Origin of the sequence: Paenibacillus phocaeensis (genome assembly GCF_900021165.1) — a bacterium.
GTDB classification, from domain to species: Bacteria; Bacillota; Bacilli; order Paenibacillales; family Paenibacillaceae; genus Fontibacillus; species Fontibacillus phocaensis.
In genome coordinates this window covers 69,881-90,989 of the sequence record NZ_FCOQ01000030.1, presented here as the reverse complement: position 1 = coordinate 90,989, position 21,109 = coordinate 69,881, and the positions used below count along the sequence as shown (strand labels likewise).

Sequence of the window (21,109 nt, the reverse complement as noted above, 5' to 3'; positions counted from 1 at the left end):
ATCTTCTTGTTTAAATTTTAAATTATCTAAATTTTGAACGAGGTTTTGTCGAAATATGTATTATAATGCCGAAATATAACCAGAGGAGATACCGCTTATGATGAAAACATTCCGCTTTAACGCCTTACGTCCCAAGTTTCTTTTGCTATGTCTGTTGCTTCTGGCTGTCCCTTCGCTTCTGCTTGGCTACCTGGCGTATAACACTTCCAAGCAACAACTGGATGCCTCGGGCCAGGCCCAGTTGAAGAGCAGCGTTCGCCTGGCAATCGCCATGATCAACAATTTGAACAAAGAAGTGGAAGCAGGTCATTTAACGCTTGAGCAAGCGCAGGATATGTTCCGTGAGGAGATTCTCGGACCCAAGGGCTCGGATAATAAACGGCCGATTAACCCCAAATACGTGGTTGGCCAAAGCGGATATTTATATGCGGTCGACAAAAGCGGCATCTCCGTTATGAATCCCGCCAACGAGGGCGCGGACATGAATACGATCGTGACCGAAGACGGCGTGGAAATGGGCAAGACGATCATCGGACTCGGCACGGCCGGGGGAGGTTTCTACACTTATATTTGGAACAATCCGATCTCCGGTGAAGACGAGACTAAAATTTCTTATGTGGAAATGGACGAAAACTGGGGGTGGATTATAGGTTCGGGGGCTTATAAGAGCGAATTTAACCAAGGGGCAAACGAGGTGCTGCGCATTCTCGTCCTGACTCTGGCGATCTCTTTGGCAATCGGCGCAATCGCCGCATGGCTGTTCGTCAATTCGATCGTGAGGCCGATCTCCGTGATAGTTCGACAAGTGGAAAAAGTGGCCGGCGGCGATTTGACGATGGAACCGGTGGCCGTCAAAAATAAAGACGAAGTGGGGAGATTGGCGGAAGGCTTTAACATAATGACCGGCAACCTGAGAGAGTTGATTCGTCATGTGTCAGGCAGCTCCGAGCAGGTGGCCACTTCATCCGAAGAATTGAACGCAAGTGCGCAACAAACGTCCAAAGCCACCGAACAAATCGCGCAATCCGCCCAGGAAGTGGCGGTGGGAGCGGAGCAACAAGTCAAAACCGCGAACGATGCCAATGAGGTCGTCAGCGAAATTTCCAAAGGCATGGAGCAGGTGGCTTATTCGATTCAGGCGGTTGCCGAAGCGGCCGTCAGCGCCAATGAGGAAACCGTAAAGGGCCATGAAGTGGTGAAGCAAACGGAAGAACAAATGAGCGTGGTGCAGGAGCGGGTTGAAGCGACGGCCCAGGCGATCCACTCGTTAGGGGCGAAATCCGGCGAGATCGGGGAAGTGATCTCTCTGATTACGGAGATCGCTAATCAAACCAATTTGCTGGCCTTAAATGCGGCGATCGAGGCGGCCAGAGCCGGGGAAGACGGCCAAGGCTTCGCCGTCGTGGCCAACGAAGTTCGGAAATTGGCGGGACAATCCTCCGCAGCCGCCGATAAGATCCGCTTGATGATTCAGGACATTCAAAATGAAACTCAAGGCGCGGTGACGGCCATCCTGGAGGGAACTCGCGCCGTTGACGAAGGGTTGCGGCAAACCCGGGAAACCGGAGACAGCTTCAGGATCATCACCCGCATGATCGGCGAAGTCTCGTCCCAGTCCCAGGAGGTTTCCGCCGTTGTGCAGGAAGTTAGCGCTTCTTCCCAGAACATGGTGGCCATGATCGAAGCCGTGGCGCTGATCTCCGATCAAACCGCAGGAAACTCCCAAAGTATGGCGGCGGCTTCCGAAGAGCAATTGGCGTCGATGGAAGAGATTACGTCCTCCGCGGCCACGTTGGCAGGCATGGCGGAAGAACTGCAGAGTTTGGTAGCCAAATTTAAAGCGTGAGGTTAAGAGTAAGAGCTCCTGTTTCTCCTTCTCTGGGGAGGCAGGAGCTTTTTTAATATGGAATTTGATCGTGATGGGATAGATAGATATGCCTTTGTTTGTTATAATCATGGTATTTTGATTAAAGGACATAGTTAGGTTGAGTCAATTGGGAGGAAGAGGTATGATCCGGATCGCGATCGTTGAGGATGAAGTTCATTACCAGGAACAACTTGCGGCATTTCTGCAACAGTTTGAGCAAGAACGGGGAGAACACATCGAAATTGCAACGTATGCGGATGGGGATGAGTTTGTCGAGGATTACAAGGCGCAGTTTGATATCGTCCTCATGGATGTGCAGATGCGCTTTATGGACGGCATGTCGGCAGCGGAAGAAATCCGGAAGATGGATTCCGAAGTGGTCATTATGTTTATTACCAACATGGCGCAGTATGCAATCAAAGGTTATGAGGTGGATGCGCTTGATTATATTTTGAAGCCGATCTCCTATTTTCAATTTTCGCAGCGCTTGAACCGGGCGATTGAACGAATGAAGAGACGGGAGGAGCATTATCTCACGATCAAGATCAAGGGCGGAGTAAAGCGCTTTCGCATCTCGGATATTTATTATATCGAAAGTCAGGGTCATAAACTGATCTTTGTTATGAAAACGGAAGAGGTCGAAACCTTCGGCACGATGAAGGAACTGGAGGAACTGCTGGCGGAGCATCCTTTTTTTCGCGGCAATAAAGGGTATTTTATCAACCTGGAGCATGTGGAGGGGATGGACGATATTTTCGCCGTCGTTAAAGGCAAGCGGCTGCTGATCAGCCGCCCCAAACGTAAAGCGTTTATGGAAGCCTTATCGAATTATTGGGGGGATGTGATCAAGTGAATACCGTTTTTCCGGAAATCCCCCGTTTATATACCGCGCTGGCGGAATGGCTCGCTTGCATCGTGTACATTATGCCGCTGAGAAAACGGTTGAAGGGGTGGAGCTTATTCGCTTATTCAGCCGGTTTTCTAGGGGTGCAGTCCTTGTTTTTGATGCTGACGAAAAATCTGCCGATCTATTTTTGGATTCCTTGTATGATCGCTGCGATTGGCCTCATGTTTTATTTCATTTATACCAGCTGCCACATTAGTGTGCAGGAAGCGGGATATTTCAGCGTGAGGGCTTTTGTCGCCGCCGAATTTGTCGCTTCCTTGGAATGGCAGGTTCACGTGTTCGTTTGGCGGGACAAGCCTGCTCCGGTCTGGCAGGAAACCTTGCTGTTGATTCTGATCTACGGAGCGGCGTTTGCGCTCATTTGGCTGCTGGAGAAGCGGCATATTCCCGAGGAGGGCAAGCTGAATATTAAGCAGCGCGAGTTATGGTCGACGGTATTTATCGGCGCCGCCGTATTCGGCATCAGCAACCTGAGCTTTGTCAGCACGCGGACGCCGTTCAGCGGACAGTATGCGCAGGAGATTCTGAATATTCGTACCCTGGTCGACCTGGGCGGCTTTGCGATTTTATATGCTTACCACATTCAGCTTAATGAGCTGCGCATCCGGCACGAGCTGAAAGCGGTGCAAAACCTGCTGCAGCACCAATTCTCGCAGTATCAGCAATCGAAAGAAAGCATCGAGCTGATTAACATTAAGTATCATGATTTGAAAAATCAAATTATTGCGGTGCGGGCCGAAGAAGATGCGGAGAAACGCAATGCTTATCTGAAAAAAATGGAAGACGAAATCAAACTCTTCGAAGCGCAGAACAAAACCGGCCATCATGTGCTGGATACGCTGCTGGCCAGCAAAAATATGTACTGTATTAGAAATGGGATCACGCTTACTTGCGTAGCGGACGGAAGCTTGCTTCGCGAGCTCGATATCATCGATATCTGTACGATTTTTGGCAATGCGCTCGATAATGCGATCGAATATGAACAACGCATTGAAGAAGCGGAGAAGCGCTTGATCCATGTGTCGGTGTTTGCGCAGAAGGGCTTTATTATGATCCGCTTTGAGAATTATTTTGAAGGCGAACTGGAACTGGACGGCAATTTGCCGGTAACGACAAAGACGGATACGTTTAATCATGGCTACGGGTTAAAAAGCATTCGTTATTCCGTGGAAAAATACGGCGGTGTCGTCAGTATCGGAAGGCAGGACAGCTGGTTTGAGCTGAAGATTTTAATTCCGATGAAGCATGCGAACCTCGGTTAAGCGGCGTGCGAGCGGTCAGTACAACTGGCGGCTTGCACGCCCTTTTTTGTGTGTCGCGGTACAGTTCATGCAAAAATCCATACAGTTTATGCGGTTTCCCGGGCCATAAACCAATACGTGCTAGAATGATTCGTGTGAAGCATGGGGGCATTCACTGCGGGGAACATCTGCTAAGTTTGATAAAAATGAATACGCTTTATTTTCGAGCTTTCATTCGAGCTTTCAAGCGCGGATCGTTCTCGCAGGCATCAATCGTGTATCATCCGGAACACCTAAATACAGAGGAGGAAAAAGAGCAAATGATCGAACTCAATATGCAAGATGTCATGAACGTGGTCAATCTTGCACGGCCGTATTTGATTTTCTTCGGCGTCTTTTTGCTGGTCATGTTGATCGTGATGGTGCTGGTAAGAAAATGGGCAAAACCCAAAAAATATATGGTGCGTGCTCAAGCGGGGCTGGCCATCTTCTTAGTCTTTATGATTGTGGCGAACCTAACGTCATTCGGTCCGATGTCCACCTTGCTGACATTGGCCACCGGTAAAGGAAAAATCAGCGAGCAATCGGCCGCGCATGCGAAAGAGATCGGCGAAGAGATCGCCGCGGAAGGCATTGTGCTGCTGGACAACGAAAACGGTTTCTTACCCCTTGCCTCCCATACAAAAATCAATGTCTTCGGATGGGCTTCAACGAATCCGATTTACGGCGGTACCGGGTCCGGAGCGATGTCGGATTCGTATCCGACGGTCAGCTTGCTGGACGGATTAACGAATGCGGGTTTTGAGCTGAATTCGGAGCTTTCTGATTTCTACACCGCTTACAGAGAGGAACGCCCGAAGTCGGGAATTTTTGAACAGAACTGGACCTTGCCCGAACCGGCGGTAGCTTCTTACCCTGCGGAAATGGTAGATCATGCGAAGAGCTTCTCGGATACGGCGATGCTGGTGATCGGGCGCTCCGGCGGAGAAGGCGGCGACCTTCCTCAAGATCCGTCGAAGGCGACGTATGAGAATAACTCGGAGGAATATCCCGATTTTGACGAGGGTCAGCATTATCTGCAGCTCAATCGTTATGAGCGGGAATTGCTGGATCTGGTGACATCCAATTTTGACAACGTCATCGTCGTGTATAACGGTGCAAACGCCTTTGAGCTTGGTTTTACGGAACAATACGAGCAAATTAAGAGCGTTGTTTGGGTGCCGGGAACGGGTCAAACCGGGTTTGATTCTTTTGGCAAAATCATCAGCGGAGAGATTAACCCATCGGGTAAAACCGCGGATACGTTTGTATATGATTTGACCCGGTCTCCTTATTTCAACAACATCGGCGACTTTGCTTATCGGAACATGGATGATCTGAAAGTAAATGTGTCCAACAAGGATGTTACGCCTACTTTCGTAAATTACGTAGAGAACATTTATGTCGGATACCGTTTCTATGAAACGGCACATGACGAAGGCCTCATTAATTATGAAGATACGGTGCTTTATCCGTTTGGTTATGGTTTGTCCTACACGACCTTCAAGCAAGAAATGGGACAATTGCAAACGGATCGCGAGGGCAATCTTTCCGTAGATGTGACGGTTACAAACACAGGTGCTGTAGCCGGTAAAGAAGTGGTGGAACTCTACTACAGTCCGCCTTATACGAATGGCGGGATTGAAAAATCATCCGTGAATCTTGCAGCCTTTGACAAAACGGATAAGCTGGAGCCCGGGGCTTCGCAAACCTTAACGCTTACCTTCAAAGCGGAAGACATGGCATCTTACGATACGTATGGTGCGGGCGCATGGGTGCTGGAGGAAGGCGATTATATCATCTCGTTGCGTTCGGACTCGCACACGGTTCTCGGCGAACAAACTTACCATGTTGATCAAACTGTGAAGTATGGCGAAGACAATAAACGTTCGACCGATCAAGTAGCGGCTGTAAATCAGTTTGATTTCGCCGAAGGCGAGATCACGTACTTGTCCCGCAAAGACGGCTTCGCCAACTATGAAGCGGCAGTGGCTGGACCGGCATCCTATGACATGAGCGCAGAAGTCAAAGCCGTTTTCAGAAACAAATCCAACTACGATCCAAGCGAATTTAATCAGTCGGACGACGTGAAGCCGGTCACGGGCGCGAAAAACGGCGTGAAGCTGGAACAGCTACGCGGGTTGTCCTATGAGGATGAAGCCTGGGAGCCGTTGCTCGATCAGCTTACGATCAGCGATATGGTGACCTTGATCGGTTACGGCGGTTACCAGACGTCGGAAGCCAAATCCGTTGGGAAAGTATCTACCGTCGACGTGGACGGACCGGCTTCGCTCAACAACAACTTCACGCGCGTGGGTTCCATCGGCTTCCCCTCTGCGGTTACGATGGCGAACACCTGGAACGAGGAGCTGGCCACAAAATTTGGTCAAAGCATCGGGGAAATGGCCGTCGATATGGGGGTATCCGGGTGGTATGCTCCGGCGATGAACATGCACCGTTCCGCTTTCGCCGGACGGAACTTTGAATACTATTCGGAAGACGGGCTGCTGGCCGGCAAAATCTCCGCTAACGCCATTAGCGGCGCGAAAGAATATGGCGTCTATGCGTATATTAAGCACTTTGCGCTTAACGATCAAGAGAATAATCGCTTGAACATGTTGACAACCTGGTCAACGGAACAAGCCATTCGCGAGATTTACTTGAAGCCGTTTGAAATTGCCGTCAAAGAAGGCGGTGCAGGCGCAGTGATGTCCTCGTTCAATTATATCGGACCGGAATGGGCCGGCGGTTCGAATGCCTTGTTGAACGAAGTGTTGCGCGAGGAGTGGGGCTTCCGGGGCATGGTAATTACCGATTATTTCGGCGGTTATGGCTACATGGATATGGACCGCGCGATTCGTGGCGGCGGGGACATGGCGTTGGTTGCGTATGAAAGTGACGGCAACGTACTGGATGACACCGAAAGCGCAACCGCGGTAAGCGCCATGCGGCAAGCGTCGAAGAATATTATGTATACCGTAGTCAACAGCCGTGCTTACAGTGCGGAAGCCTTAAACCAAGGGATGCCGGTATGGCAAGTCATGGCGATCGTCATTGACACTGCGGCCGCTGTGATCTTCCTTCTGCTTGAACTGGCGGTGATCCGAAAATTCAGAAAGAAATTGGCGCAATGGCAGGCAGAGAAGGCGATGCAGGCGCAGGAAGCTGAAGTTCAGGCAATATAAATAAAAAAGGGCGGAGCAGTCGTTAAGTCCGAGCGGGGTTCGGGCTTATGGCTGCTCTGTTCCAAATGGGTGGAGAGATCCGTATGAAACACAAAGAGCTTATCCAAAAAATGACGCTGCAAGAAAAAGCGTCGCTTATGTCGGGCAAAGACTTTTGGCAGACGCAAAACATCGATCGTCTGGGCATTCAAAGCATATTTCTTGCGGACGGCCCGCATGGGATTCGGCGGCAAGCGGAAGCGGCGGACCATCTGGGACTGAATCCCAGCCTTCCGGCAACCTGCTTCCCTACAGCGGCGACCGTTGCGAACAGCTGGAATGAGGAGCTCGTTGAAACGATGGGCTTGTATCTCGGCAAGGAAGCCGTCGCGCAAAACGTCAATGTACTGCTGGGGCCCGGCGTCAATATGAAACGAAATCCGCTTGCGGGAAGAAATTTTGAATACTTCAGCGAGGATCCCTATCTGGCAGGCAAGCTGGCCGCAGGGATGATTCGCGGCATTCAATCGCAGGGGATAGCCGCTTGTGTCAAGCATTTCGCCGCGAACAATCAAGAAGAGCGCCGGATGGTTATCGATACGATTGTCGACGAACGGACTTTGCGCGAGATTTATTTGACGGCCTTCGAAATGGCGATCGAGGAAGGCCGTACCCAAACGGTGATGTCGTCCTACAATAGGCTGAACGGCGCGTTTACGAATGAGAATCTCCATCTGATGCGCGATATTTTGCGCAAGGAATGGGGGTTCGAGGGACTTGTCGTGACCGATTGGGGCGGCAGCAATGATCGCGTTGCGGGGCTCATTGCCGGCAATGAGCTGGAAATGCCCACAACCGCTGGAGAAACGAACCAAGAGATCATTGCGGCCGTCAAGTCCGGTCAACTGAAAGAGGAAGTACTGGACGAGTGTGTGGATCGACTGTTGCAGCTTATTTTCCATACCACTGCAGCCCTGCAAGTGGAAAAAACGGAAATCGACAAGCAAGCGCATCATCGCATGGCGCAAAAAGTCGCGGAAGAGTCGATTGTACTTTTGAAAAATGAAGAGCAGATCCTGCCGATTCATAAAGAGAAAAAAGTCGCAGTTATTGGCGATTTCGCGCAAGCGTCCCGTTATCAAGGAGCGGGCTCCTCGATTGTCAATCCGGCAATTCTGGATCATACGTTGCCAAATCTGGAGCCTTCGGGGCTGAATTGCATCGGTTTTGCGCAAGGTTTTCACCGGTATGGCAAGAAGAGCCGGAGAATGATCGCGGAAGCGTGCGCGCTTGCCCAAAAAGCCGATGTTGTCCTGCTCTATATCGGACTGGATGAAGTAACGGAAGCCGAAGGGCTCGACCGCCAGAATGCGGAAATTCCCGCGAATCAAATTGAACTGCTAAACGCTTTATCTCAAGTGAATCCGAACATTGTCGCTGTGCTGTCCTGTGGCGCGGTCGTCGAAATGCCGTGGATTCATCAAGTCAAAGGGCTTGTACATGCCTATTTAAGCGGGCAGGCTGGCGCAAAAGCCGTGCTGCGCGTCTTGACCGGAGAAGTGAATCCGTCCGGCAAGCTAGCCGAAACCTATCCGCTTCGATATGAGGACACACCGTCCTATTATCAATTTCCGGGCAAGGAGGTCAGCGTAGAATATCGTGAAGGCCCGTTTATCGGTTATCGCTATTTTGATACGGCCGGCGTTGACGTGTTGTTTCCTTTCGGTTATGGGCTAAGCTACACCCGTTTTGAATATGCAAATCTGCAGGTGACCCGACAAGGCGTCAGCTTCGAGATCACAAACACCGGCGGTGTGGCGGGGATGGAAGCGGCGCAGCTATATGTCGGCTGTCAATCCAAACAGATTTTCCGGCCGCGCAAGGAATTAAAGGGCTTTGCGAAAGTACGGCTGAATCCGGGCGAAACGAAAACGGTCACGATTCCGTTCGATAATAAAACCTTCCGTTACTTTAATGTTAAAACAAACGGATGGGAAGTCGAAGCCGCCAATTACGACATTATGATTGGCGCCTCCAGCGCCGATATTCGCTTGCAGGGCACGCTGTTCGTTGAAGGAACAGGGGCGCCGCTGCCGTATGAGGCGAGTAAACTGCCTTCCTATTATTCAGGCCAAGTACAGAAGGTCAGTCAAGCGGAGTTTGAAAGTTTACTAGGAACTGAGGTTCCAAATGCCAAATGGGATCGTACAAAACCGCTTGGGCTTAATGATACGATCGCCCAGTGTCAATACGCCCGGGGTTTTGCGGCTAGATTGGCCTTCCATGCCATCGAATTCGCGCATTGGTTCTTGCAAAAGCTCGGCAAACGCAGCACAGCCAATCTGATTATGATGTCGGTTTATCATATGCCGTTTAGAGGCGTGGCGCGGATGACGGGCGGCATGATCAATATGCCGATGCTGGACGGAATCTTGCAGATCGTGAACGGTCAATTTTGGAAAGGACTCTCGCATTTATTAAGAGAAAGAAAAAAGCTGAACAAGGAAAAGAGTGGAATTTCCGGCGCAGCAAAGGGAGATGTATGATAGAATGGGAAAGCTGAAAGATCATAAACTGGCGGGCGCTACTATCGGATTTTGGAAGAGGTACAAAGAGAAGCACCCTAATATTGCCCAATTTCTTGTCTTCTTTATGCTAAGCAACGGAGTTACCGTCCTGCAGCTGGCGCTGATGCCTATGTTCAAATGGTTGTTCGCCAAGACGGCGTTGGTTCAGCAGAATTTTCAGATTTTGCAGTTCGGACATAACTTTGACGGCAGCCCGTATTATGTGTTTGACTATGCAGCCGGTTCCTTGGCGGACGGCGGCGGCGGCGGTCTTTCTTATTTTCTCGCTGTGCAAATCACGATTGCCATTGCGCAAATCATCAACTTTTTTGCCCAAAGAAATGTTACGTTTAAGTCGAACAGCAACATCTGGCACGCCGCATTCTGGTATGTGATCGCTTATCTGGTAATTACTATTGGGGCTGCTGCGGCCCAAGGATTATATAAAGCGCCGATCTACAATTTATTTATGAATACATGGGGGATGGGCTCGGCGGGCGAGACCACGGCGGATCTGATCACGATGATTATTAACAGCGCCATCTCGTTCTGGGTGTTCTTCCCGATCTTTAAAGTCATCTTTAAACAAAAATCCGATACACCGGATAAGTAAAAGGTTGTGTGAACATGAAGCTATTATCAGTCGTTATTCCTTGCTATAATTCACAAGATTATATGAGATCCTGCATCGAGTCCTTACTGCCTGGCGGGGAAAGCGTGGAGATCCTGATAGTAAACGACGGTTCAAGCGACAAGACCGGAGAGATTGCAGACGATTACGCCGCAAAGTATCCTTCCATCATCAAATCGATTCATCAGCCCAACGGTGGGCATGGCGAAGCGGTCAACGCCGGAATCAGGCAGGCCAGCGGTTTATATATGAAAGTGGTTGACAGCGATGATTGGGTAGACACCAGCGCTTACTTGGAAATTGTGGCGGTTCTGGAACGCCTGGTCCTTGAGCGGCAACCCGTCGATTTGCTGGTCAGCAATTATGTTTATGAAAAAGAAGGCGCCAAGTACAAAAAAGTCATGAAATATGGAAATGTGCTGCCGGAAAACCGGGTGTTGACCTGGGAGGAGATCGGCCGCTTCCGCAAAGGCCAGTACTTGATGATGCATTCGCTCATTTACCGGACCGCGTTGCTGCGGGAGTGCGGGTTGACCCTGCCCAAACATACGTTTTATGTCGACAATTTGTATGTGACGATGCCTTTGCCCCACGTAAAAAATCTCTATTATCTTAACGTCGATTTTTATCGCTATTATATCGGACGAGACGATCAATCGGTTAATGAGCGGGTGATGATCGCCCGGATCGATCAGCAGTTGAAGGTGAACAAGCTGATGATCGAGCAGATCGATTTGGCGAGCGTGCGCAGCAGTAAACTGCGTCACTATTTATACCATCATCTGGAGATCGTCACGATGATTTCGACGATTCTGCTGATCCGTTCGGGCTCGACCGAAAATTTGCTCAAAAAACGAGCGTTTTGGCAATTCATTATGGACTATGATCTGGAGTTATACCATCGCTTGCGATGCGGCATGATGGGGCGGCTGCTCAGCCTGCCGGGCCGTATCGGACGCGGCATTTCGATCGGCGTGTACAAAATCACGCAAAAGGTCGTCGGATTCAACTGACTTGGAGGCTTCTCTGATGCAAAAAAAATACGATTTTCTGATCGTCGGAGCGGGACTATACGGCGCCGTATTCGCCCATGAGGCGAGAAAAGCGGGGAAATCCTGCCTGATCCTGGATAAGCGAAATCATATCGGCGGCAATATCTACACGGAAAAGGTTGCGGATATTCAGGTTCACCGGTATGGCGCGCATATTTTTCATACGAACGATAAGGAAATCTGGCGGTATGTCCAGCAGTTTGCCGAGTTTAACCGCTTTACGAACAGCCCGTTGGCGAACTATAAGGGTGAGCTATACAATTTGCCGTTTAATATGAACACCTTTCGCCAAATGTGGGGAGTCGTTACTCCGGAAGAAGCGAGACGGAAAATCGAACAGCAGCGGCAGGACAGTTTTGTGGAACACCCTCGCAATCTGGAAGAACAGGCGATGAACTTGGTGGGCCGGGACATTTACGAGAAATTAATCCGCGGTTATACCGAGAAGCAGTGGGGGCGTACTTGTCAGGAACTGCCCGCGTTCATTATTCGAAGATTGCCGGTGCGCTTCACCTATGATAACAATTATTTCAACGATCCGTACCAAGGGATTCCCATCGGAGGCTACACGGCCATGGTAGAGAAGATGATCGAGGGTGCCGAGTTGCAATTGCAAACGGATTATCTTGCCGACAAAGCCTACTGGGACCGGATGGCGGAACACGTCGTTTACACCGGGCCGGTTGACGCTTATTTTGATTACAGGCTTGGCGTATTGGCTTACCGCAGCTTAACCTTTGAGACCGAGCGGTTGGATTCGGATAATTACCAGGGCAATGCGGTCGTTAATTATACCGACTTGGAAACGCCGTATACACGCATAATCGAGCATAAGCATTTTGAGTTCGGCACGCAGCCGCAGACGATCATTACACGGGAGTACAGCGTGGAGTGGAAGCCGGGCGACGAACCGTATTACCCGATTAATGACGAACCGAACAGCGAGTTGTATGCCAAGTACAAACGGCTGGCCGATGCCGAACCTCGCGTTATCTTCGGCGGGCGCCTCGGCGAGTATAAGTATTACGATATGGATAAAGTTATCGCCGCAGCGCTCAGTAGAGTCAGGGACGTTTTAAAGGAAACGTAATGTCGCGGATTTAAACGGCAGGGCGCTGCCGAAGCTTTTGCAGCTCTTGAGCTTCCCGAAGGGAGGTTTCAAGAGCTTTTTTTGCACTGTTTTGCTAGAATGAGGGGGTAAACGTTTGGGGATAGCGACAATTGAGGGAGAATCGCATGGATAGAATAAAAAGAGCGACCGCGGCACCCCCTTCCGCCCGCAACGGCATCGACAGCCTGGCTTGCGTCCTGGGAGGCCACAAACCGCCGAATTTACACAAGTGGGGACCGGGAATTCGGGATGTATACGCCCTTCATTACATCATTAGAGGTCAAGGGACCTATCGGGCAAAGGAACATTTGTTTACGCTCAAGGCCCATGAAAGTTTTATCATTTTTCCCCAGACCGAAGTCTACTATTATCCCGATCCGGATGATCCCTGGGAGTATGTATGGATCGAATTCAAGGGCGATGAAGCGGGGGCTCTGGTCTCCTTGACCAGCATGAGGCCGGACTGTCCTGTAACAGGCAAATCGGCAGAAGATTTGTTCCCGTTGTTTTCCATTATGGAGAACGCCAACGTCAAACCGTTCGAAAGACTGCGCTCCACCGCCAAGCTACGGTTGCTGTTGTCTTATTACGCCGAATATTTTCCGTCCCTGGCGATGCTTCATTCCCAGGATTATCTATGGGCCGCTAAGGAATACATCGCCAACAACTATTGGAGGGAAGATCTGACGGTGACGGAGATTGCCCGATTCGTCTCCGTCGAACGCAGCTATCTGTACCGCCTGTTCAAGGAGGCGACCGGGCAGTCGGTTTCGGCTTACGTGGCCGCGCTTCGGATGGAACGAGCCTGCGAGCTGCTCAAGAGGCCCGAGCTGTCCGTAAAAGCCGTTGCCTATTCGGTCGGGTACCACGATCAGCTCTATTTCTCCAAAGTATTTAAAAGGGCAACGTCATTTACCCCTTCGGAGTATAAGACGCTGGTTGCCGAAGGGATTCTGCCTGCGGGGGAACTAACGAAATAAGACGCAGCGGTGCAAGTCGGGCTGCCGCTCATTTCCGGACGAGCTTTGCACGTACGACGAGGCAATCATGGGCCGGTACGGTCGGTGCAAAGCGTTCCGTGTACACGCCTAACTCCTCGTTTGTCCAGCAATCCTTCAGGGAAAGAGAGTAGGCGGAGGCATGCGGCAGCCCGAGGTCCCAGAACTGCAATGAGATTTCGCGTTGTCCGTCACTGAGGTTGAAGAAGCCGATGGCTACATCGCCGTCAGTGAGAACCTTCACCAACATGAACACCTCGTCGGTATGGAACCATTGGGGTTCCGGCTTGATCCGGTAAGCGCCCCGACTTTCGGTATCCTGATTTATCGCAATCAGGTGAGGGTTCAGCAAAATATCCTTGGTCGCCGGATTGGCGGAACGGATGTCGCAGCCGATCATAAGAGGCGATCCCATCATGCACCATAATGCAAAATGGGTTTTGTACTCGATATCGCTGCAACCGCCGATTCGCCCGATGAAATCGTTGTTGCTGCTCCCGTGCATCCCGACCACCAGCATATCCAGATCGTTGTGGCAGAAAGAGCTCGTGTAGCATTGCATGTCAAGCTGGGACAATGCTAGCTTTTTGATGGAGTCCCAACTATCCTGGATATCTCCGGTGGAGCGGTACATATGGGCGCCGGATTCCCGAGCCCACTTGTACACCCCGTCTTCGCCCCAGTTGCATGCCGAGAACAGAATGTTGCGTCCGCAGTTTCTCAGGGCCAGGCTCATTCGTTTGTACAACAGCTCTCCGGAAATATTCCGCGGTTTGAAGCAATAGTCGTATTTTAAAAAGTCAACGCCCCACTCGGCCAACTGTTCGGCATCCTGAAACTCATGCTCAAAGCTGCCCGGAAAACCGGCGCAAGTATGGGTACCCACACAGGAGTACATCCCGAACTTCAGGCCTTTCCCGTGAATATAATCGGCCAGCGCTTTCATTCCTGACGGGAATTTCTCGGGGTCCGGCACGAGCCGGCCTTCCGCGTCGCGTTCCTTCAGGCTCCAGCAATCGTCGATGACAATATACTCATACCCCGCTTCTTTGTATCCCTCCTCAACGAAACGGTCCGCCACGTCGCGGATCAGCTGCTCGTTAATGTCCCATGTGAAGGTATTCCACGAATTCCAACCCATCGGCGGGACCAAACCCAGCAATTCCTGCTCGTTCATTTCCTCTAACCATCCTTCCTAGGTACGATTCTCCTGTATTAAAGCATGATTCGCATCCGCCGTCCTATGGATGAAAGTTGTACGCACATGGAACGGTGTTGTTACATGAAGCGGGAGGGGAATTTACGGCTCCGGGCTCGTTGTCAGCTTTTTTGCGCTCCTTTATAGTACAACTAGAAATGAAACTCTTAGGGAAGAGGGTGCTGCGATGTTGAAACTGATCATAGCGGATGATGAAATGCTGATGCGCCTTGCGATCCGTTCCCTGATCAATGGGAAAGAAAGGGGAATCGAATTGATTGGAGAGGCTTCCAATGGAAAAGAAGCTTACGACTTAGCGTTGTCCGCCAAACCCGACCTGATCCTAACCGATATCAAAATGCCGATCATGGACGGTTTGCAATTGATCCGCGAAACTTCGAAAGCGCTGCCAAACTGTAAATTTGCCGTCCTGTCCAATTTCGATGAATTTCGTTATGTCCGTGAGGCCATGCAGCTTGGGGCGGTTGATTATTTGATCAAAAGCGAGGTGAGTCCAGCAGCCGTCGACGAGTTGCTGAACAACATCAAGCGGAAGCTGAGGGAGGACCAAGGACGAACCCGGGAGCTTGCGTTCGATTCCGATTACTGGCAAAGTCTCGCCCACATGAAAGAAACCCTGTTCAAGGATTTAATCAGCGGGCTGCTGAGCGAAAAGGAAGCCCGGGCACAAGCTCAGAAGCTGGACGTTCGAATCCGGCCCGAGCGCTTGACGGTTGTCAAGCTCCGCATGGACTGCTTCCATGAAGTCAGGAAGAAGTACGTCGAGCAAGACGAGAAGCTGCTGCGATTCTCCATTGTGAATATCCTTGAGGAATTCATCCCCGGGAAATGGAAGAAGGAAATCGTCGTCGAAAACTCTGCAGAATATCTGCTGATCCTCAACCTTGCGGAAGAGCCGAAGGCGGCCGGTCGCGAAGACCTCGAACAGCTGTGTGCCGGCATTCGGGAGACGGTGAAGGACTTCATGAACCTCTCGCTGTCCATCGGTATTGGTCCCGTCGTGTCCTCGTTCCGCGAATTGAGAATGGCTTACAAGCGAGCGGACGCTGCCATGCGGAGGCGCTTCTTCGAGGGAACGGGCCATATTCTCTTCGACGAGGCCGGCTTGCCGGAGTCCGCGAACGAACAGGCGGACGGTCTGCCCGAAGAACAGGTTTACGCTTTCCTGACCGTGTTGGAAGAAGGCGACGAGGCGAAAGCAATCGGGTTCCTCGATCGAGTTCGCAACGGGTTTGCATACCGCAGGACAGATGAACGGGGGGTCAGAGAAGCCTACATCCGCCTGGCGGAAGCAGCGAGCGCCTGCCTGTCCTATCGGAACCGCTCCCTCCTTGCTTCCTCCGTCGTTTCTCCGTTTGAAGCGCTGCTGCGGGAAGAGACGCTGGAAGGGATGCATCGTGTTCTCGTGTCATTCACGAGAAGGATATTTTTTGCGGAGGGAGGCCATGAGGAGCAACTGAGCCATGCAGAACGGGCGGTGCAGATGATTCAGCGCTATTACGCGGAGGATATTTCACTGCAAAGCGTCGCTAGCCAGATCAATGTAAATCCCTCCTATTTAAGCAGGGTGTTCAAGCAGGAGAAAGGCGAGAATTTCATTTCCTATCTTACGCGGGTGAGAATCGAGCGGGCCAAGGGTTTTCTGGAGAGCCGAAAATACAAAGTGTACGAAGTGGCGGACAAAGTTGGCTATCATAATTACACGTATTTCAGCAAAATCTTCAAGAAGATTGTTGGTGTCAGCCCGGAGGAATTCAGGAGGTGAGCCCATGCGTGATTTCGAGGGAAAGCGGTTTATCAGCATCAAGGTCAAAATTGTCATCTTATGCCTCATCGTTGTGATCATTCCGATCTTTGTCATCACCATCAATGCTTATACCTCCTCACAGCGGCTGCTGGAAACGAAGTACAGGGAGCTGCTTGTGGATTTGGCCAAACAGACGAATATCCGCATCGACGAGTATTTGAAAGAAATTGAGAAACTGACCCTTGTCTCCAGCTTCGGCATCAGCAGCGGGACCCAGGCGGCAGACAAGGCCAACTATCCGATTCAGGATTATTTGCGCGACGACAGCGATGATAACGCGGATGAAGCTCGCGGGATGCTCATGAATTACATTTTGCTGAAAGACAGCGAGATATCCATTTACATCTACAATCTGAACGGAGGCAAAGATCTGTTCATCAGCAACGGCTTGGAATACGATGACAGCTACAGTGCGAAGGAGGAAGAGTGGTTTCGCTTCTTTGAGGCTTCAAGCAGTCGGATGATGACTATAGACACGCATGTCGATAAGCAAGTCAAGCCGAACAAAGCGGCTATTGCACATGCCCGGAAAATACTGGATATCAACAGTGGAACCGTGCTGGGCATTATGGTCGTGAGTATAGACCTGGGCATCATCGACGTTGTCAATACCCGCCTCCAGCAGGCGCTGAGCTCCCGATTCACGATTGTGGACGAATCCGACAACATTATCTACAACGCCGATGAGCGATTGCTGGGACGGAAGTTTGCCGAAACCGTCCGTCCGGACGAATCGGATCATATCCTGGTGCAAAGCCCGTTCGACCGGCAACGCTGGACGACCTTCCTCTATATTCCGATGAGCGAGCTGTCCGCTGAAGGATATGCCCTGCAGCATCGCATGATTCAATTCGCGCTTCTGATGCTGTTGTTCCTCATTCTCATCTCTCTGTTCCTGTCCAGCTTCATTACCCGCCCGGTCAAAAGCTTGATGAACGGCATCCTTCATGTTGAGATGGGCCAATTTGAGCAAGTGGGCGACATTAAGTCCCGGGACGAATTCGGTCTCCTGGCCGTCCGTTTTAATCGGATGTCCCATGAATTGAAACGGCTGGTCGAGCAAATCCAAAAGGATGAGGTAGAGAAAGCGGCGGCGGAGATGAGGGCGCTGCAATCGCAGATCAATCCCCATTTTCTCTACAATACACTGGCAACCGTGAAGTGGATCGCCTCCTTGCAGCGGGCAGAGAAGATCGTAATCATGACGGATTCGCTGATCTCGATGTTAAGGTATGCGGCCCGGGCCGAAGGAGCGGCGGCCAGCATCGGTGAAGAGCTGGACAATCTCCGGAATTACATGACGATCCAGAACGTCCGCTATTACAATCGCATTCGAATGGACATCGAGGCCGACGAAAGCTTGCGGTCTTGCCGGATTCCGAAGCTTATTTTGCAGCCTCTCGTTGAAAATGCGATTTTTCACGGCCTGGCTTCGATGGAAGAAGGCGGCATCATCTCGGTACGGATCACCCGGGAATCCGGCGCCATCGCAATCTATGTTTGCGACAACGGGGCCGGGATGGATGAGGAGACCGTCCGGCTGGTAGAGCGGCTGCTCAGCGGGGAACAGGTTCGCGAGGGAGGCATCGGACTATTGAATGTCCAGCGCAGAATCCAACTGTTCTCCGGGCACAGGCAATCTATCCGTTTCTGTACATTTCCGGGGGAAGGGAGCCTCTTCCGAATCGCCTTTCCCGAAGAGTACGGTTTGCCCGGTCCCGTCGGGAAGCGGGAGGCAGGTTCGGCCGAGGAAGTATAAGGGCCACATTGCACTTTTTTGACTGAAAGTTTCATTTTCTTTACCGATAGACATAGCCGCTTCTTCCTCCCTGGCCAGAAGGTCAAAAAAGCAAAAGAAAAAGTCAAAAACGATAGTATTCGTCCGTCAGCCGGGTTTCTTACAATGTAGAGGACTCAATTACACGCGTTTAGGGGGAGGTACTATGAAAAAGTCTTTTCTTTCCTTAACTATGGCCGCCGCAATTGCATTGCTTTCGGCATGCGGAGGAACAAGCGCTGTGCCGAAAGCAACGCCCAGTCCCGCCGTTCAGGAGGTGGGTGAGAACGGCGAGGTGGATTATGCTTTCGGGGCCTATAAGGATCCCGTTACGGTGCATACGGTAAGAGCCGAGTATTCATCTGCCCAGTTTCCCGCGGGAGACGACATGACGCATAATATATGGACAAGAGCTTACAAAGACCGTCTTAACATCAATGTCGTGACGGACTGGGTAACCGACGAATATGACACGAAGTTGAATCTGGCGATCTCGTCGAACAAATTACCCGACGTATTTCATGTAAACGCTTCACAGCTTCAGCAATTGATCAAAGCCGACATGATCATGGACTTGACGGAAGTATTCGATCAATATGCTTCCGACAGGATTAAAGGATATATGGAAGCCGATCGTTCCAGCTATGAATCCGGGATGAAAGACGGCAAGTTGTACGGTATTCCGCAATTGCAATGGGGTTATATCGATCAGCCCGATTTCCTGTGGATCCGTAACGATTGGAAGGAAGAACTGGGACTGCCGGATCCCAAAACGATGGAAGATGTCAAAAATATGGCGCTCAAATTCAAAGAAGCCTATGGCGGATACGGTTTGGCTATAGACCAAACGCTCGATTATCTGAACCTGCTTGCCATCGGCTGGGGAGCGCATCCGGATACGTGGATTCCGGACGAAAACGGTCAGCTTGTCTACGGTTCGGTGCAGCCCGAAATGAAGGACGCGATCGCCGAGTGGGCAGAATGGTTCAAGCTGGGAATCCTTGATCCGGAGTTTCCGATCAAAGACTTCAGCGCCATGAATGCGGGCATTGTGTCCGGCAAAGCTGGCATGCAGCCTTACTATCAGTGGTGGGGATACAATCCGGGGGTCGACCTGATCACGAACCAGGGAAAGGACGCCATCTTCTACCCCTATAATATCCCGACCGTGGACGGCAAGAACCCGGTGCATTCCTTCTTTTTTGCGAACAGTGTATACACCGTGGTGAATAAAAATTTCGCTCATCCGGAAGCGGCAATCAAGCTGCTGAACTTCTATGCCCAAATGTTGGACGAAGGAGTGGAGCATGAAACGCCAGAAACGTTATCAGCCTTCCTGGACAAGGATATCGCCCATGTGACCGGCGCTTTCAAGATTATTAACCCGCAAACGGATTACGTGCAATTTGAGCGGGTCAGCGAAGCGTTAAAGACCAACGATACGAGTGCGTTTACCACCAGCGGCATGTGGCAGAAGTATAACAACAGCCTGGAGTTCATGAAGAATGGGACACCGGCGGCTGTCGGCGACTATCTCCAGCAAGGAGCGCCAAAGAATGCCTACAGCATCGCGAAGCAGGTGCTGGACAACGGTGAATATATCGAGAGCGGACTTAAGGGAGCGCCGCCGGAGCAACTGGCGAAGTACGGCTCCACACTTGACGATATCCTGACCGAAGGCTTTACCAAAATCATTATGGGTTCGGCGGATATCGATTACTTTGACACGGTTGTTCAGAACTGGAGCACGGCGGGGGGAGAGGAAGTAACCAGGGCGGTGAACGAGCTTTACGGGAATAAATAACGGAACATGCCGGAATGCAAGGAGGAGCGATATGTTAAGAAAATTGTACCGGCAGAGGGCCTATCATCTGATGTTGATTCCGAGCCTCATCATCGTGTTTATATTCAGCTACATGCCGTTCTACGGGCTGGTTATTGCTTTCCAGGATTATAATCCCGGATTGGGTTTTCACTCGTCCTGGATAGGAATGGAGAACTTTGAGCATGTTTTCCGGCAGCCCAACTTTGTGCGAACCATCTGGAATACCCTTTACATGTCGGTTTTCAAAATCATCGGGGGCATCGTGGTACCTGTCATTTTTGCTCTGCTGCTGAATGAAGTGGTTCGTACCCGATTCAAGCGAACGTTTCAAACGCTGGTCTACATTCCGAACTTTCTTTCCTGGATTATTATGGCCGGAATCATGATCGACATATTAGGCTCGGAAGGCATCGTCAACGGATTTCTCGGCTTGTTCGGGGTGAAGCCGATCTCCTTCTTGGGCAATCCCTCCATTTTCCCGTGGACGATGATCGTGACGGATATCTGGAAAGGTTTCGGCTTTGGCACGGTGGTCTATCTGGCGGCCTTGACCAGCATCGACCCCGGCTTGTACGAGGCGGCGCGGATTGACGGAGCTAGGCGCTGGAAGCAGACGCTTTATATTACGCTGCCCCTGTTGACCCCGACAATTATATTAATGTCTGTGCTGGCGCTGGGGAATGTGCTTAACGCGGGCTTCGACCAAATTTATAACTTGTATTCGCCGTCCGTATACGAAACGGGGGATATAATCGATACCTTTGTCTACCGCCTGGGCATTCAGCAGGCTCAATACTCGGTCGCCACGGCTGTGGGCTTGTTCAAATCGGTTGTATCCACCATCATGGTTGTTCTTTCTGCGGTTCTGGCCAATAAAGTCGCCGGATATCGCATTTTCTGAGGA

The 21,109-nt window shown here is 51.0% G+C and carries 14 protein-coding genes; 13 read left to right on the top strand and 1 reads right to left on the bottom strand.

Annotation, left to right across the window (positions count from 1 at the left end; translation table 11 throughout):
* Window positions 1-97 precede the first annotated feature (97 nt).
* From BN3795_RS19165 to BN3795_RS19125, 9 genes are all read left to right on the top strand, one after another.
* On the top strand, window positions 98-1,846 hold the full coding sequence (locus BN3795_RS19165) for a methyl-accepting chemotaxis protein (protein WP_068786303.1): 1,749 nt from the start codon (window positions 98-100) through the stop codon (window positions 1,844-1,846).
* A 163-nt stretch (window positions 1,847-2,009) separates the two neighbouring features.
* On the top strand, window positions 2,010-2,720 hold the full coding sequence (locus BN3795_RS19160) for a LytR/AlgR family response regulator transcription factor (protein ID WP_068786302.1): 711 nt from the start codon (window positions 2,010-2,012) through the stop codon (window positions 2,718-2,720).
* Complete coding sequence (locus BN3795_RS19155; protein WP_068786301.1) at window positions 2,717-4,036, top strand: ATP-binding protein; 1,320 nt, start codon at window positions 2,717-2,719, stop codon at window positions 4,034-4,036. Before BN3795_RS19160 ends, BN3795_RS19155 begins: the two co-directional genes overlap by 4 nt.
* Window positions 4,037-4,335: 299 nt before the next feature.
* Entirely contained in the window at window positions 4,336-7,239 is a 2,904-nt protein-coding gene (locus BN3795_RS19150) for a glycoside hydrolase family 3 N-terminal domain-containing protein (protein WP_068786300.1), read from the top strand.
* 83 nt (window positions 7,240-7,322) lie between these two features.
* Window positions 7,323-9,764: a glycoside hydrolase family 3 C-terminal domain-containing protein gene (locus tag BN3795_RS19145; protein ID WP_068786299.1), complete on the top strand. Its 2,442-nt coding sequence runs from the start codon at window positions 7,323-7,325 to the stop codon at window positions 9,762-9,764.
* Window positions 9,765-9,768: 4 nt separating this feature from the next.
* Entirely contained in the window at window positions 9,769-10,398 is a 630-nt protein-coding gene (locus BN3795_RS19140; RefSeq protein ID WP_068786298.1) for a hypothetical protein, read from the top strand.
* 14 nt (window positions 10,399-10,412) lie between these two features.
* On the top strand, window positions 10,413-11,429 hold the full coding sequence (locus BN3795_RS19135) for a glycosyltransferase family 2 protein (protein WP_068786297.1): 1,017 nt from the start codon (window positions 10,413-10,415) through the stop codon (window positions 11,427-11,429).
* Window positions 11,430-11,445: 16 nt separating this feature from the next.
* Window positions 11,446-12,558, top strand: a complete 1,113-nt coding sequence (glf, locus tag BN3795_RS19130; protein ID WP_068786296.1) for a UDP-galactopyranose mutase — start codon at window positions 11,446-11,448, stop codon at window positions 12,556-12,558.
* A 146-nt stretch (window positions 12,559-12,704) separates the two neighbouring features.
* Entirely contained in the window at window positions 12,705-13,559 is an 855-nt protein-coding gene (locus BN3795_RS19125; protein ID WP_110945261.1) for an AraC family transcriptional regulator, read from the top strand.
* 28 nt (window positions 13,560-13,587) lie between these two features.
* Here the strand turns inward: BN3795_RS19125 and BN3795_RS19120 are convergent, their stop codons facing one another.
* Entirely contained in the window at window positions 13,588-14,754 is a 1,167-nt protein-coding gene (locus BN3795_RS19120; protein WP_068786295.1) for a glycoside hydrolase family 27 protein, read from the bottom strand.
* A gap of 208 nt (window positions 14,755-14,962) precedes the next feature.
* On the opposite strand from BN3795_RS19120, the gene BN3795_RS19115 reads away from it, so the two are divergent.
* From BN3795_RS19115 to BN3795_RS19100, 4 genes are all read left to right on the top strand, one after another.
* Window positions 14,963-16,561 (top strand): helix-turn-helix domain-containing protein, encoded by a 1,599-nt coding sequence (locus BN3795_RS19115; protein ID WP_068786294.1) that lies wholly within the window; start codon window positions 14,963-14,965, stop codon window positions 16,559-16,561.
* Between the two features lie 4 nt (window positions 16,562-16,565).
* On the top strand, window positions 16,566-18,362 hold the full coding sequence (locus tag BN3795_RS19110; protein WP_110945260.1) for a cache domain-containing sensor histidine kinase: 1,797 nt from the start codon (window positions 16,566-16,568) through the stop codon (window positions 18,360-18,362).
* 259 nt (window positions 18,363-18,621) lie between these two features.
* Window positions 18,622-20,184, top strand: coding sequence for an extracellular solute-binding protein (locus BN3795_RS19105; RefSeq protein ID WP_198524775.1), 1,563 nt, complete (start codon window positions 18,622-18,624; stop codon window positions 20,182-20,184).
* Window positions 20,185-20,215: 31 nt separating this feature from the next.
* Entirely contained in the window at window positions 20,216-21,106 is an 891-nt protein-coding gene (locus tag BN3795_RS19100; RefSeq protein WP_068786292.1) for an ABC transporter permease, read from the top strand.
* The last annotated feature ends 3 nt before the right edge of the window (window positions 21,107-21,109 follow it).

Excerpts from the sequence above, each read along its gene's own strand:
- BN3795_RS19165 (WP_068786303.1), top strand. The coding sequence starts at position 98 with ATGATGAAAACATTCCGCTTTAACGCCTTACGTCCCAAGTTTCTTTTG.
- BN3795_RS19160 (WP_068786302.1), top strand. The coding sequence starts at position 2,010 with ATGATCCGGATCGCGATCGTTGAGGATGAAGTTCATTACCAGGAACAA.
- BN3795_RS19150 (WP_068786300.1), top strand. The coding sequence starts at position 4,336 with ATGATCGAACTCAATATGCAAGATGTCATGAACGTGGTCAATCTTGCA.
- BN3795_RS19145 (WP_068786299.1), top strand. The coding sequence starts at position 7,323 with ATGAAACACAAAGAGCTTATCCAAAAAATGACGCTGCAAGAAAAAGCG.
- BN3795_RS19140 (WP_068786298.1), top strand. The coding sequence starts at position 9,769 with ATGGGAAAGCTGAAAGATCATAAACTGGCGGGCGCTACTATCGGATTT.
- BN3795_RS19135 (WP_068786297.1), top strand. The coding sequence starts at position 10,413 with ATGAAGCTATTATCAGTCGTTATTCCTTGCTATAATTCACAAGATTAT.
- glf (WP_068786296.1), top strand. The coding sequence starts at position 11,446 with ATGCAAAAAAAATACGATTTTCTGATCGTCGGAGCGGGACTATACGGC.
- BN3795_RS19125 (WP_110945261.1), top strand. The coding sequence starts at position 12,705 with ATGGATAGAATAAAAAGAGCGACCGCGGCACCCCCTTCCGCCCGCAAC.
- BN3795_RS19120 (WP_068786295.1), bottom strand. The coding sequence starts at position 14,754 with ATGAACGAGCAGGAATTGCTGGGTTTGGTCCCGCCGATGGGTTGGAAT.
- BN3795_RS19115 (WP_068786294.1), top strand. The coding sequence starts at position 14,963 with ATGTTGAAACTGATCATAGCGGATGATGAAATGCTGATGCGCCTTGCG.
- BN3795_RS19110 (WP_110945260.1), top strand. The coding sequence starts at position 16,566 with ATGCGTGATTTCGAGGGAAAGCGGTTTATCAGCATCAAGGTCAAAATT.
- BN3795_RS19100 (WP_068786292.1), top strand. The coding sequence starts at position 20,216 with ATGTTAAGAAAATTGTACCGGCAGAGGGCCTATCATCTGATGTTGATT.